Genomic DNA, 14,294 nt, shown 5'->3' with positions numbered 1-14,294 from the left:
GACGCTCAACTTCTCTGGCGCTGCGAGACGGCGCTCGGCCCGCTCGGCTGCTGCGCGCCGTCGCGCGGCTGTCGCCAGGGCCGCTTCCAGAAGGCTGCGGCAGAGGCCCTGTTCTCCGTCACGACCTCGTCGGGCAAGGCTGCCGCGACGGCGGCGATCGTGCGGTTCCGGAAGAAATCCCTGGCTGCGACCTTGAGGCCCTCGCGGCGGGCGCGGCTGGTGATCTGGAAGATGCTGAGGGAGTCGGCACCGAGATCGAACAGGTCGTCGTGGACGTCGATGTCGTCGCGCCGCAGTACCTCGCTCCAGATGCGGATCAGCGCGTCTTCGATCGGTGTCCGCGGCGTTGCCGGGTCGGCTGCCTTGTCGACCTTCGGTGCCGGGCTCTGGCCATCCGGCGCCGGCAGCGCTGCGCGGTCGAGCTTGCCGCTCTGGTTCAGCGGCAGGGCCGGCAGGCCGACCCAGGCGGTCGGAACCATGTAGTCCGGCAGCTCCTGCGCCAGCGCGGCGCGCAATTCGGCCGGCGGCGGAGTGTCTGCGCCAGTGACATAGTAGCAGACCAGCCGGGGCTCGCCGGGCACGTCCTCGCGCAGGATCACCGCCGAGACGATGCCGGCTTTGCGGGCGAGCACGGCCTCGATCTCGCCCGGCTCGATCCGGAAACCGCGCAGCTTGACCTGATGGTCGAGCCGCCCGAGATGCACGATGCGTCCGTCGGGCAGGTATTTGGCGCGGTCGCCGGTGCGGTAAGCCTTCGGGCTCGTGCCGGGATCGACCGGATTGGCGATGAAGCTCTTCGCCGTGAGCTTGGGATTGTTGGCGTAGCCACGCGCCAGGCCCGTGCCGGCGATCAGCAGTTCGCCGGGGATGCCGACGCCGACGGGCTGGTTATTGTCATCGACGACATAGAATTGCGTGTTGGCGATCGGCAGGCCGATGGTGACGACCTCGTCCTCGGGCTGGATGCGGGCGACCGAGGACCAGATCGTCGTCTCGGTCGGCCCATACATGTTCCAGAGCTCGCCGCCGCCTTCGAGCAGCTTGCGCGCGAGATCGAGCGGCAGCGCTTCGCCGCCGCAAAGCATGCGCAACCCCGGGCGCGAGCGGAAGCCGGCTTCGAGCAGCAGGCGCCAGGTCATCGGCGTCGCCTGCAGCACGTTGGCGCCGCTCTGCTGCAACCGCGCCAGCAATTCGGCGCCGTCCTTGGCTTCGTCCGCGGTCGCGATCGCCACCCGGCCGCCCTGGATCAGCGGCAGCAGCAGTTCGAGCGCGGCGATGTCGAAGGTCACCGTGGTGATGGCGAGCATCGTGTCGGAGCTGGCGAAGCCGGGCTCGCGCGCCATGGCGAACAGCAGGTTCGATAGTCCGCCATGGGTGACCTCGACACCCTTCGGCGCGCCGGTCGAGCCGGAGGTGTAAATAACATAGGCCAGCTGATCGGGAGTGATCGCCGCCGTCCTGATCCCGGCAAGGTTCGCCGTCGTCTGGTCGACATTGATCAGCATGACGCTCTCATCCGGCTCGACGATGGCCGGGTCGAGCGGACCTGCGATCAGCAGCGCTACGGCCTCGGAGTCCCGCAGGATCCGCTGGATGCGCGCCTTCGGCATCACCGGATCGAGCGGCACATACGGGAACCCGGCCTTGAGCGCGCCGAGCATGCCGGCGACCAGCGCCGGCGAGCGCTCGATCAGGAGGCCGACGCGACTTTCGGGAGCGTCGACGCGCGCCGTCAGCTCTGCCGCGATCCGGTCCGCCCAGGCGTTCAGGGCGGCATAGGAAAGCTGCTGGTCGCCGCATGACACGGCGATCGCCTCGGGCTGCTGCTGGACCTGGCGTTCGAAGGCCTGGATCGTACCATCGTCGCTCTGGAGTGCGACCTGGGTGTCGTTGATCTCGGAGACGAGACGTTGGCGCTCGTCGCCCTCGATCAGCGGCATTGCGGCGATGGCCATATCGGGATTGGCGACGAAGGCGGCGAGTAGGGTCCGGTAATGGCCGAGCCAGCGGTCGATCGTCGCCGCGTCGAAGATATCGGCGCCATAGCAGCAATCGATCCGTAGTCCGTCATCGGATTCGCCGATGTTGAAATAGAGATCGAAGGTCGAGAACGCCTTCGGGTTCGGCTCGGCGCTGGCCTTGACCGCGGGGCCAAAGTCGAGATTGCCGGCCAGCCGCTCGAGGTTGAACTGCACCTCGACGAGCGGCAGCCGCCCGGACACGGGCGGGACGCGCAGCCGCTTCAGCAGGGCACCGAGGGTGAAGCTCTGATGGTCGTAGGCGTCGAGAACGATGCGCCCGACCTTGTCGAGATGGGCGCAGAACGGCTCGGCCGGATCGATGCCGCCGCGGATCGGCAGGAAGTTGACGCAATGGCCGACGGGCGAGGGGCCTTCGAGCAGCGATTGCCCGGCGGCCGGGACGCCGATCACGAGGTCGCGTTGACCGGAAAGGCGCAGCAACAGCACCTGGAAGGCGGCGAAGAGCGTGGCGAACAATGTCCGCCGCTGCTTTGCTCCCGCCGCCTTCACCTGGCGATAGAGTTCGGCCTCGATGAAGCTGGTGCGCGTGCCGCCATTGAAGCTGCGCGGCGCCTGCCGTGGCCGGTCGGTCGGCAGCTCGAGCGGGGTTGGCAGCTCCTTGAACATCTTGGTCCAGTAGGCCGCGGCCTCTTTCGCGCGCGGATCCTGCCGGGTTTCCGAGGCGTAGTCCGCGAAGGGCATTGCTGCCGGCAAGGCGTCGACGCCGGAGCGGTAGGCCTTTGCGATCTCGTCGAGCAGGATGTTGGTCGACCAGCCGTCGCAGACGATGTGATGGGCCGACAGGATCAGCACATGCTTGTGCTCGCCGAGCCGGACGATCTCGGCTTCCGCGACAGGCCCCTGCACGAGATCATAGGGCCGGGTCGCATAGCCCTCGATCAGCGCCTCGAGCGCGGCCTGCGGATCGGGCTCGCCGCGCAGATCGCTGATCGTGACGGGGAACGTTCCCGAGGACGGGAGCTGCATCGTCTCGCCATCGGCGGAGAACCGCGCCAGCAAGATCGCGTGCCGCGCCGCGACCTGCCTGATCGTCTCGGCGAGGCGCAGCGCATCGACATCACCGTCGAGCGTCAGGCTGACGGATTCGTTGAAGGCAGCGCTGGCCTCGGGCCCGGTCTGGTCCGACAGCCAGATCTCGGTCTGGGCTTCGGTCAGCGGCAGCTCGATCTCCGACGAAACGGCAAGAGCGTCCGGCGGCAGGCTCTCGGCTGCCATTCCAGGCAGCACGCCATCCCGGCGCATGAGGTCGAGACTGTCTTCGAAGGCGGCGATGATCGCCGCGATCTCGGCATCGCCGTGCTGGGTGGTCAGGAAGCAGGGATAATGCTCCTGGATGAAGATGCCGCGGGCGCGTAAGTGGTAGTGCAGCAGGCTGCCGAGGCGATGGTCGCGGCCGGGCTCGAAATAGGCGACGCTGCCATAGCTCTCGATCGGCACGTCCCAGCCGACCTTCGCGAAGGCGCGCCGCAGCGCCTCGACGAGGCCTTGCATGCGCTGCGTCAGGGCGTCGGTCAGCGCCGGCCCCTTCTCCTTGACGTGCCTGAGCACGGCGACTGTTGCCGCGAGCGCCAGCGGGTGTCGGACGAAGGTGCCCGCGAAGAAGGTGACGCCGACCTCGGGCACGCTGTCGTCGCCGAAACGCCAGGCGCCGCCGTCGAGCGCGTCCATGAAACGCGCCGTGCCTGCCAGCAGGCCGACCGGCAGGCCACCGCCGACGACCTTGCCATAGGTGGCGAGGTCCGGCTTGATGCCGAGCAGGGCCTGCACCCCGGCGGGATGGACCCGGAAGCCGGTGACGACCTCGTCGAGCACCAATGCGGTACCAGCCTTCTCAGTAATGGCGCGCAATTCCTTGAGGAAGGCGACGGGCAGATAGCCCGGCCGGCGGCTCTGCACCGGCTCGACTAGGACGGCGGCGAGCTCGTGCGCATGCTCGCGCAGCCAGGCAAGGCTTTCATCCGTGCCGTAGTCCAGGACGGTCATGCGCCCGACGGCCTCCGCCGGAATGCCGGGAGCCGCGGGCACAGAGCGATGCTGCTCGCCGACGCCGCGGACCAGGACTTCGTCGAACTGGCCGTGATAAGCGCCTGAGAACGCGACGATCCGGTCGCGGCCGGTGACGGTGCGGGCGACGCGCATCGCCGCCATCACCGCTTCGGAGCCGGTATTACAGAAGGCGACGCGGGCATGGCCGGTCAATTCGCAGAACAGCTGCGAGGCCTCATGCGCCAGCGGCGATTGCGGCCCGATGGCAAAGCCGTCCGACAACTGGGCCTGAACGGCCTCGACGACGAAATCAGGCGCATGGCCGAAGGCGGTCTGGCCATAGCCGTTGACGAGGTCGATATAGGCGTTGCCGTCGACATCCCAGATCCGGGCGCCCTTCGCCCGCGCGGAGACGATCGGATAGACCATCTCCTTCCAGTCGGCCGCGAAGCCGGAGACGGTACGCGGATCGGCCAGGACCGGGCGGTGCTGGTCGGCGAGCCGCTTCGAGGTCGCGGTCCTGCCGACATAGAGCTTGGTCAGCCGGGCGATATGGGCGCGCTGGGCCTCGGTGAGCGTGTCGTTGCCCGTGCGGATCAGCGGCTTGAACCGTGCCGTCGCGCCTGCGGCGGCGCTGCTCGCCGCGTTTTGGGAGGCCGGGGCTGGCTGAGGCTGCGCGGCCGCCACCGGCTGCGGAGCAGGCAAAGGCTGGACGATCGGCGCTGCGGTTGCGGCGATCGATGCTACCGGCTGGCCACTCAAGGCCTGAAGCTGGCGCTCCATCAGACGCGACATCACGTCGAGCTGCTCCCGCATCAGCGCGTCCAGGCCCGAGCCTGCCGGCGGTGCGAGCGGGGCTGTGGCAATCGTTGTGACGGGAGCCGGGGCGGCAGGGGCAGGTGCGATTGCTGCTGTCTGAACGATCGCAGCGGGCTTCGCTGCCTCCTGCGGGCAAAGTTCGGCGATATGGCGCGTGACGTCGTCGACGCTAGGCAGATCGTCGAGCAATTGGCGGAAGCGGATCTGGACGCCGAAGGCCGTCTGCAGGCCCTGCGCGGCTTGGGTCAGCAGCAGCGAGTCGAAGCCGAGCTCGAGAAAGCTCGCGCCGGTCTCGTCCGCGCCGAACGGCCGCCCCGACAGGTTCTCGAAGATCGCTGCGACCCGGCCGCCGAGCTCCGAACGGCCCGGGGGGATGTCGGTGTCAGCGTGGGAAGCCATGGCCGTTTCCTGCTCGGGTTGGGTAGGCAGAGGTTGAATGGGGGCAGCTGCGGGCGCTGCCGTTGCGATGGGCGTCGAGACGGCCGGCGCCTCAACCCAGTGCCGGCTGCGTTCGAACGGATAGGTCGGGAGCGAGACGCGGCGCGGCCTGCCGCCGGCCTGATAGGCCGACCAGTCGGGCGCGATCCCGGCTGTCCAGAGGCGACCGAGCGCGGCCGCAAGCATGTTCTCGGCATCGCCCTGCGCATCGGGCAGGCATGAGATGGCGGCCCGGCCCGCGCCAGCGCCTTGCAACGCGAAACTGGCCAGCGCGGCGCCGGGTCCCACTTCGAGCAATATGGGCAAGAGGCTGCGTACCAGCGTGGCGATACCGTCGGCAAAGCGCACGGGCTCGCGGGCATGCCGCGCCCAATAGGAAGGATCGGTGGTCTGGTCGGCGCTGACCCAATCGCCGGTCACGCCCGAGATGTAAGGCAGCTCCGGGGCATTGAGGCGGACGGCGGCGACCGCCTCGGTGAACGGCTCGACCAGCGGGTCGATCATCGCCGAGTGGAAGGCATGCGAGGTCTGCAGGCGGCGATGCGTCACCTTGCGCTGTGCAAGCTCGGCCTCAAGCGCCTCGACCGCCTCGAACGGACCGGCGAGCACGCTCATGCCGGGCGCGTTGACTGCCGCCACGCTGATGCCGCCCTGCGCCAGCGCCGCGATCTCGGCGTCGGGCAGGCGCACGGCCAGCATGGCGCCGCCCGGCAGCGCCTGCATCATCCGGCCCCGTTTGGCGACCAGCGAGAGCGCGTCCTCCAGCGAGAACACGCCGGCGATGCAGGCGGCGGCGAACTCGCCGACGCTGTGGCCGATCATGGCGGCGGGCTGCAGGCCCCAGCTCATCAGGAGCTGCGCCAGCGCGTACTCGACCGTGAAGATCGCCGGCTGGGCGAGCAGCGTCGCCGAGAGCCGCTCCGGGTCGCCGCCATTGCTCGGATAGAGCAGCTTGCGCAGGTCGAGCCCGAGCTCAGGCTTCAGCACCTCGCAGCACAGGTCGACCGTCCGGCGAAAGACCGGCTCACCTGCATAGAGCTCCCGCGCCATTTGCGGATATTGCGAGCCCTGGCCGGGGAACATGAAGACGAGATCGCCGGCGCCGGTCACGGCCGTGGCGCGCTCGGTGTTCTGCTTGCGCAGGGCCGCCGCAGCCTCGGCATGACCGCCGGCGACCACGGCGAGGCGGTGCGGGAACGAGCATCGTCCGGCCTGCAAGGTGAAGGCGATGTCGGCGAGATCTTGCTCGGGATGCGTTTCGACATGCTCCGCGAGCCTGTCCCGTGCCGCGCCGAGCGCTGCAGCGCTGCGGGCCGAGAGCGTCAGCAGCTGGTTGCGACGAGCCGGCGCCATGGCCTCGCTCGCGGGAGCCTGCTCCAGCACGAGATGGACATTGGTTCCGCCGAAGCCGAAGGCGCTGACGCCGGCGCGGCGCGGCCCGCTTTGGCCGGGCCAGTCCTGCTTGCGGTCGGCGATGAAGAACGGGCTTTCCGGCAACTCCAGCGCCGGGTTCGGCTGCGTGACGTGCAGGCTCGCCGGCAGTATCCCGCTCTTCACCGCGAGCGACGCCTTGATCAGACCGGTGACACCGGCCGCGGCATCGAGATGGCCGATATTGGATTTGACGGAGCCGAGCGCGCAGAAGCCGCGATCCTCGGTGGTCAGGCGGAAGGCGGCGGTGAGCCCGGCGACCTCGATCGGGTCGCCCATCGGCGTGCCGGTGCCGTGGCATTCGACATAGCCGATCGAGCGCGCATCGACATCGGCGGTAGCGTGCGCCATGGCGATCGCAGCCGCCTGGCCATCGACGCTCGGCGCAGTGTAGCCCACCTTGCCGGCGCCGTCATTGTTGACACCGACGCCGCGAATGACGGCGTAGATCTGGTCGCGATCGGCGACCGCATCCTCCAACCGCTTCAGCACGACGAGCCCGGCGCCGCTGCCGAAAATCGTGCCGCTGGCGCTGGCGTCGAAGGCACGGCAATGGCCATCGGTCGAGACGATGCCGCCCTCCTGGGCGAGATAGCCGCGTCGTTGCGGGAAGGTGATCGAGACGCCGCCGGCGAGCGCCATGTCGCAGCCATGGCAGAGCAGGTTCTGCACGGCTTGCGCGACTGCCAGCAGCGAGGTCGAGCAGGCAGACTGGACGGCGACGCAGGGGCCGGTGAGGCCGAGCTTGTAGCCGATCCGCGTCGCGGTGAAATCCGCGGCGGAGCCGACCAGCAGCGGCAGGTTGCCGATCTGGAAGCCGGAGGTGTAATCGGCCATCGCCGAGCGGTCATGCAGCAGGTTTTGCAGCAGATAGGTGCTGGAGGTCGCGCCGGCGAAGACGCCGATGCACTGGCCGGGCGCGGCGGGGTCGTAGCCGGCGTCCTCGAGCGCTTCCCAGGCGCATTCCAGCAGGAGGCGCTGCTGCGGATCGGTGAGGGCGGCCTCGCGCGGCAGAATGCCGAAGAAGGGCGCGTCGAACTGGTCGACGCCGTCGAGAATAGGCTTGGCCGCAACGAAGTTCGGGAGCGCGCGCGTCGCCGCGTCGAAGCTGTCTTCCAGCTCGGCGGGATTGAACCTCGTAATCGACTCCACGCCATCCAGCAGGTTGCGCCAGAACGAGCCGATGGTCGCCGCACCGGGGAAGCGCCCGGCCAGGCCGATGATCGCGACGGCGCGTTCGGGGAGGGGTTCAGTCATGCGAGCCGCCTATCGCGCTTTCGGGCAAGGAGGCGGGTAGCCCGCGCGAGCGCTGGCCGCGCTCGCGCGCCGCGGCCAGGCTGCCGAGCACGCTGGGTTTCTGCGGTGTCAGATGGCCGGCCAGCGCGCGCACATTCGGGTAGCGGTAGAGGTCGACCAGGGCGAACCAGGGCAAATCCCGGACGAGGCGCCGGTGCAACTCGGCGACCAGCAGGGAATTGCCGCCGAGATCGAAGAAATTGTCGTCGATGCCGACGATGTCGATCTGGAAGATTTCGGCGACGGCGTCGGCGAACCGCCGCTCCAGCGGGCTCCGGGGAGCGACATAGGGCGCGGCGCTCTCCGGCCGCGCCCGGCCCGGCGCCGGCAGCGCGGCGCGGTCGAGCTTGCCGTTCACGGTCAGCGGGAGGTCGGGCACGAAGACGAAGGCCGCCGGCACCATGTGCGCCGGCAGGGTCTCGCCGAGATGGGCCTTCAGCGCCGCGGGCGAGGGACGCTCCGCGCCATCAGACACCAGATAGCCGACGAGCCGTTCGTTCCCCTCGTCGGAGCGCAGCAGCACCGCGGCCTGCCTGATCCCGGAATGGGCCATCAGCGCGGTCTCGATCTCGCCGAGCTCGACGCGGAAGCCGCGGATCTTCACCTGCTGGTCGGCCCGGCCGAGATATTCGTAATCGTCGTCGTCGACTTGGCGGGCGAGATCGCCGGAGCGATAGAGCCGTGCGCCGGGCTCGTCTGGATGCGGAACGAAACGCGCGGCGTTGAGCTCGGGCCGGTTGAGATAGCCGCGGGCGAGCCCGGCTCCCGCGACGAAGATCTCGCCGATCTCGCCCCGCGCCACCGGGCGCATGGTCTCGCCGTCCAGCAGCAAAAGCGCGAGGTCGGGGATCGGCCGCCCGATCAGACTCGAGCGCTGTTCCGCATCCACCGGGGCCAGCGGACGATAGGTGACGTGCACTGTCGTCTCCGTGATCCCGTACATGTTGACGAGATGCGCATGCTCGCCGCGGCGCCGGTACCAGCCGGCGAGGCGGCGCGGATCCAGCGCCTCGCCGCCGAAGATCACGAGCCGCAGGGAGAGCCGGTCACGCCCCCCGCGATCCTGATCGGCGCGGTCGAGGGCGGCGAAGGCGGAGGGCGTCTGGTTGAGCACCGTCACGCCTTCCTCGGCGAGGAGACGCAAAAAAGCGGCGGGGTCCCGTGTCGTGCTCTCCGGCACGATCACGAGACGTCCGCCGTGGAGCAGTGCACCCCAGATTTCCCAGACCGAAAAGTCGAACGAGACGGAATGGAACAAGGTCCAGACATCGCTGGAACGAAAGCCGAACCAGGCCTGCGTCGCGCTGAAAAGCCGTGTCACCGCGGTGTGCTCGATGGCGACGCCCTTCGGCTTGCCGGTCGAGCCGGAGGTGTAGATCACATAGGCGAGGTCGTCGGCCGCCGCTGCGCGTCGCTCCGGCGGCTCTTGGAGCGCATCCGCCTCGTAGGGCTGGTGTGGATCGAGCCGCTGCCGGCCGGGCGGCAGCCAGTCGACGTGGTCGGTGGCGATGATGATCGCGGCATCGGCATCTTCGACCATGAAGGCCAGACGCTCGCCCGGATAGGCCGGGTCGAGCGGCAGATAGGCGGCGCCGCTCTTCAGGATCGCGACCAGAGCGACGATCAGGTCGAGCGAGCGCGGCAGGCAGAGACCGACGATCGCGCCCGGGCCAGCGCCCATCGCGACCAACCGCTGCGCCAGGCGTTCGGCGCGCTCGTCGAGCTCGGCATAGGAGAGGTGGGCCGGCCCGAGGGAGAGCGCGACGGCGCGCGGCTGGGCGACGACCTGGGCGGCGAAGAGATCGACCAACGTCGGCGGCGCGGCTCGCGCTGACTCCTGCCGGGCGGCGTGTTGACGGGGGGCTCCGGCGAGGGCGGGAGCAGTGGGGGACCGGGGCCGGCTGCGACGCGAAGCCTGACGGGCGGTTTTGCTGTCGACGGTCTGTGTCATGCAGGAAAGGCTATGCGCCAAGCCCGCGCGACAACATTGGAGCAGTTGGAGTAACGCCATCTTACCCAGCGACGCGGGGATGCGGCGCAAATGGTTAGCGCGCGACCTCATTCTACTGCCAGGTCGGTGTGCTGATCTTCACTTTGGGTGTGACGTTGCTGCCGCGATTGACGACATGAATGCAGTCGAGAGCAAAAGGCCCGGTCCGGATCAGTTTTCGAAACGCAGCCGATTGCGAGGAACCTGCTCGGCCTGTCTTCGGCCGGAGGCTCTATCGACGCAACCAGGCCTCGCCGACGACCTTGACCGCCCTGGCGCCGCTGCGACCAGGAACAACGAAATTCCGATCCGGGATATCCCAGCGCGCCAGCAAGGCGTAGCCGAGGGCGTTTCGGAATTCGACGAGCTCGCCTTCGCCGAAAACGCGATAGGGCATTCGTCCTCGACCGAATGATTCCAGAGTGAAGAAGCCACTGGACGGCGCGAGCGCGACCTTGTTGAGAATGATGTGACGTGGTCGCTGCGGGAGATGCGAGACGATCTGTGACAGAGACTGATCGGCATATTGCAGGGAGCCCGAGCAGAACAGCAGGTCACATGGCATCGTCTCGCCGAGCGTCTCGTGAAAGCTGAGAGCCGAAGCCCAGCCGGGCCGCTGAGCGATCCCTTCGCGACACACCGCCGGGACATCGACGACTTGCCAGCGGAGGCCTTCGGGATAGGTGAGATAAGTTCCGTAGGCGTAGTATTTGACACCTACATGCCCGCCGAAATCTGTCACAGCCGAGAGCTCGCCCGCTCTGATCAGCCGGTCGATGAAGAACATCACGGGCCAGTCGAAAGCCTGGACTTCCTTGAATTTTTCGAGATTGACCTGAACGATCTCGTCGTCGTCGTAGTCCGCGCGCGGGCGTCCAGCCAGAAAAGCGATTGCGGCTGCCTTCGTCTCGAAGCACCCCCAATGCCGGCCGTATCCGATGCGAAACAGATCGTTCAGAAGGCCCGATCGCCGGGCCTGTCTCAGAACGGGCATGGACCAAATGCTCGCCACCGGCGCCTCCACTTCTTCTCTACAGGCGCCCGATGAGACTGGTCGCCGGCACGGCGAAAAGGATGGCCAGGGCGAGCAGCAGCAGGAGAACCGTCGCGTGAAAGCGGGTCGGGACGCCTTCACCGTGCGAGCGAGAAGCCGACGGGGGTGACATCTTCGCGCCGCTCAGGCCAGGCCGCGGCGGCGTCCGTCGGGCGGGCGCACCGAAAACCGCCTTGGTCAGCTCCGCACCGCCGTCGTCGACGGCGAGCCAGTGTTTCGCGAAGGCGGAATGCCGGATCGCCGGAAGCGACGTAGACGAGCGCTCCCTGCCGCCATCCTCCCGGCTGTGCTTCTCCGAGCTGGTCAAGGACCCCTCCGTTCTGGCCAGTGGAGACCCTTCTCTCCTGGTTCGGCCGGCTCTGGGCATCGCTTTCAGAGCTGTTGCCGAACCTCGTCGATGCGGATGACGGCGTCTTCGCCGAGATAACTGCCGTTCTGGATCTCGATGAGTTCGAGCGGCTCGCTGCCGGCGTTCTCCAGCTGGTGCACTGCCCCAGGTGGGATGAAGATATGCTCGTTCCGGCGGAAATGGCCGATGCTCTCGTCGACCGTCACGGTGGCGGTCCCGCGCACGACCACCCAATGTTCCGAGCGGAAACGGTGCTTCTGCAGCAGCAGGCGCCCCTTTGGCGCGACGATCATGCGCTTGACCTGGAAGCCGTCGCCGGCATCGACGATCTGGTAGGAGCCCCAGGAGCAGTGAACGCTCGCATGGGTCTCGGCCTGGCTGCAGCCCTTGCTGCGCAGGAGCTCGACGACCTGCTTGACCTCGGCGGCCCGGTTGCGGTCCGCGACGAGCACCGCGTCGCGGTTCGCGACCACGATCAGGTCCTCGACGCCGAGGACGGAGGTCATCGGCCCGTCGGTCGCGACCAGGCAGTTATGCGCGTCGACCAGCTCGACATTGCCGTGGCGGGCGTTGCCGCTGCCGTCATGGGCGCTCAGGGCCCAGAGCGCATCCCAGCTGCCGATGTCGGACCAGCCGCACGACATCGCAACGACTGCGCCTCGATCCGTGCGTTCCATGACGGCGAAATCGATGGAACGCTGCTGCGCCCTGACGAACCCGTCCAGCGCCAGGGCGAAGGCGCCGCTCTCCTCGCGTCCGCTCGCAACCGCTGCTTCGACCGCGCCCACCGTCGCCGGCTCCAGGACGCGGTACTCCTCGATCAGGTTTCGTGCGCCGAACAGGAAATTGCCGGAATTCCATAGCCAGCCCCGGCGCAGATAGTCGGCGGCGCGGCGAGCGTCCGGTTTCTCGGTGAAGCGATCGACGCGGCGTGCCTCGCCTTCCAGGACCATGCCAGGCTCGATCCAGCCATAGTCCGTGCAGGCATGTCGCGCCGTCACGCCGAACGTGACCAGCCGTCCAGCCTGGGCGGCGGGCAGACCGCCGGCGACGGCGTGCCGGAACGCCGCGCGATTGCCGACGACATGGTCGGAGGCGACGACGAGGACGAGGCTGTCCGCCTGCCGCGCTTCAGCGATCAGGCAGCCGGCCAGGATGGCAGGGCCGGAGTCGCGCCGGTCGGGCTCGAGCACGATCTCGGCTTCGGCGCCGATCTCCGCCAGCTGCCGCTCCGCCAGAACGCGATGATTGCGGTTGGTCAGGACGAGCGGCGGCTCGAACAGCTTGTGTCGCAGCCGCAGCACCGTGTCCTGGAAGGTCGAGCGCTCGCCGAGCAGCATGGCGAACTGCTTGGGAAGCGAGTTGCGCGAGGTCGGCCACAGCCGCGTCCCGGCGCCACCGCACATGATGATCGGACGTATCTTCGCAGGCATGTGGGGAGCCTTTCCGCAGGGCTGCGCCGAGATCATTGCTGGCTGGCAAGACCCGTCAGCGAGCGCATCGGTGTCTTTGCGGCTTCGCCGGGGAGCCCGCCTTCGATCGTTCGCGCCTTGGGAGCAAGCTGGACGATGTCGCCCGGCTGGAGGGTGGTTTCGAAGCTCGCCCGGATCGTAACCGGCGTGAGGCCGGCCTGCCGCGTGATCCGGATGTCCCAATCCGCCGCCGCATCGGAGCCCTGGCTCGCGACCAGCCTGCGGCGCCGGCTTTCGGCGATCTCGCGCGCGGCCGGGAGGCTGCGCTCGACTTCGAGGATCTTCTGGCGCGTATCCTGCAACTCCAGCACGACGCGACGCATATAGGTGGTGTCGAGTTCGCGCAGTCGCAGCGTCAGCTCGCCGAGCGCCGTCTCGCTCTTGGCCAGTTCGGCCCGCAGGCGCGCGGCCTCGCCCTGCGTGCGGGCGTAGTCGCGCTCGCGCTCGACCTGGACGGTGCGCAAGCCATGGCCAGTCGTCGCCAGCTTGTTGTATTCGCTCGACTGCTCGCGGGTCAGCTCGACCTGCCGCTCGACCAGTCGGGCTTGATCGGTCAGGGCGGCCTTTTCGGATTGCAGCCGCGCGACCTGCTGGCTCAGCAATTCGCGCTCGCCCTCGCGCGCCCGGCGCTGGAACTCGAGGATCTCCTGCTCGCCGGCGAGGAGCTGGGCGATGCCCGAGATGCGCGCATCCGGCACGAGCTGCTTGATGCCGTCGCGCTCGGCCTCCAGCCGCAGGCGTCGCGCCATAAGCGTCTGGAGCGAGGCGCTGAGCAACTGCTCGCGCTCATCGGCGAGCAGGAGCTCGGATTTGAGCACGGCGACAGACTCGTCGCCGACGCGGTAGCCGCCGGCGAGCGCGATAGCGCCCAGCACATTGAGGCCGTGCCGGAAGGGATAGGTCCCCGGCGAGCGCACCTCGCCCATGATGTAGATGGGCTTCAGCTCGGCGATCCGCAGGCTGACCACGGCATCGCGGAGATAGCCGTCCATCAGCGCGCTGCGGATGCGCGCCTCCGCTTCCGGCGCCGAGAGCCCGGCGATCCTGATCCGTCCTGCGAGGGGCATGTTGACGGCGCCCGACCCGTCCAGGACGAAGTCGCCGGAAAGGTCCGTCTGGCCGAAGACCGAGATCGTGACCTTGTCGCCGATCGAGAGCGTATCGGCGGCGTCGCGCTCTGCAGCAGAGGCGGTCGCGATCAGGACGAGCAGCGCGGCGAGCAGCGCCAGGACGAGCGGCCAGAGCCGTTGTCGTTCCGATCGAACGGCAAGAGCTACCGGGCCAGAGATGCGGCGAGAGTTCCGGAAGTGAGGTGACGCGTCCAAGGCTGGCTCCGACCGTCTGCCGAAAGCGTGGCGATGCGATGCGAGCAGGATGTCAGGACCGGCAGCGTTTCCCGCATTGGCATTCGGGCCAA

6 protein-coding genes are annotated in these 14,294 nt (G+C 68.4%); all 6 read right to left on the bottom strand.

Annotation, left to right across the window (positions count from 1 at the left end; genetic code table 11):
* Positions 1–5 precede the first annotated feature (5 nt).
* A complete protein-coding gene (locus tag BMZ69_RS02335) occupies positions 6–7,973 on the bottom strand; it encodes a hybrid non-ribosomal peptide synthetase/type I polyketide synthase (protein ID WP_092154366.1) in 7,968 nt (2,655 codons plus the stop codon).
* The gene (locus BMZ69_RS02330; RefSeq protein WP_175506633.1) at positions 7,966–9,822 is read right to left on the bottom strand and encodes an amino acid adenylation domain-containing protein; all 1,857 of its coding nucleotides are present in this window, start codon (positions 9,820–9,822) and stop codon (positions 7,966–7,968) included. The genes BMZ69_RS02335 and BMZ69_RS02330 overlap by 8 nt, the downstream gene beginning before the upstream one ends.
* A gap of 412 nt (positions 9,823–10,234) precedes the next feature.
* Positions 10,235–10,996 (bottom strand): methyltransferase, TIGR04325 family, encoded by a 762-nt coding sequence (locus BMZ69_RS02325; protein ID WP_092154362.1) that lies wholly within the window; start codon positions 10,994–10,996, stop codon positions 10,235–10,237.
* Between the two features lie 37 nt (positions 10,997–11,033).
* Positions 11,034–11,363 carry a hypothetical protein gene (locus BMZ69_RS02320; protein WP_092154360.1) on the bottom strand — a complete coding sequence of 110 codons (330 nt, stop codon included), beginning with the start codon at positions 11,361–11,363 and terminating at the stop codon, positions 11,034–11,036.
* A 65-nt stretch (positions 11,364–11,428) separates the two neighbouring features.
* On the bottom strand, positions 11,429–12,838 hold the full coding sequence (locus BMZ69_RS02315) for a mannose-1-phosphate guanylyltransferase/mannose-6-phosphate isomerase (protein ID WP_092154358.1): 1,410 nt from the start codon (positions 12,836–12,838) through the stop codon (positions 11,429–11,431).
* Between the two features lie 32 nt (positions 12,839–12,870).
* Positions 12,871–14,202, bottom strand: a complete 1,332-nt coding sequence (locus BMZ69_RS02310; protein WP_092154356.1) for a polysaccharide biosynthesis/export family protein — start codon at positions 14,200–14,202, stop codon at positions 12,871–12,873.
* Between the last annotated feature and the right edge of the window lie 92 nt (positions 14,203–14,294).

The sequence above is a fragment of the Allobosea sp. CRIB-10 genome, assembly GCF_900112185.1.
In the GTDB taxonomy this organism is placed as follows: domain Bacteria; phylum Pseudomonadota; class Alphaproteobacteria; order Rhizobiales; family Beijerinckiaceae; genus Allobosea.
This window is presented reverse-complemented; position numbering and strand designations above follow the sequence as displayed.

What these genes read in the sequence shown, in the direction of transcription:
- BMZ69_RS02335 (WP_092154366.1), bottom strand. Translation starts at nt 7,973, where the DNA reads ATGACTGAACCCCTCCCCGAACGCGCCGTCGCGATCATCGGCCTGGCC.
- BMZ69_RS02325 (WP_092154362.1), bottom strand. Translation starts at nt 10,996, where the DNA reads ATGCCCGTTCTGAGACAGGCCCGGCGATCGGGCCTTCTGAACGATCTG.
- BMZ69_RS02315 (WP_092154358.1), bottom strand. Translation starts at nt 12,838, where the DNA reads ATGCCTGCGAAGATACGTCCGATCATCATGTGCGGTGGCGCCGGGACG.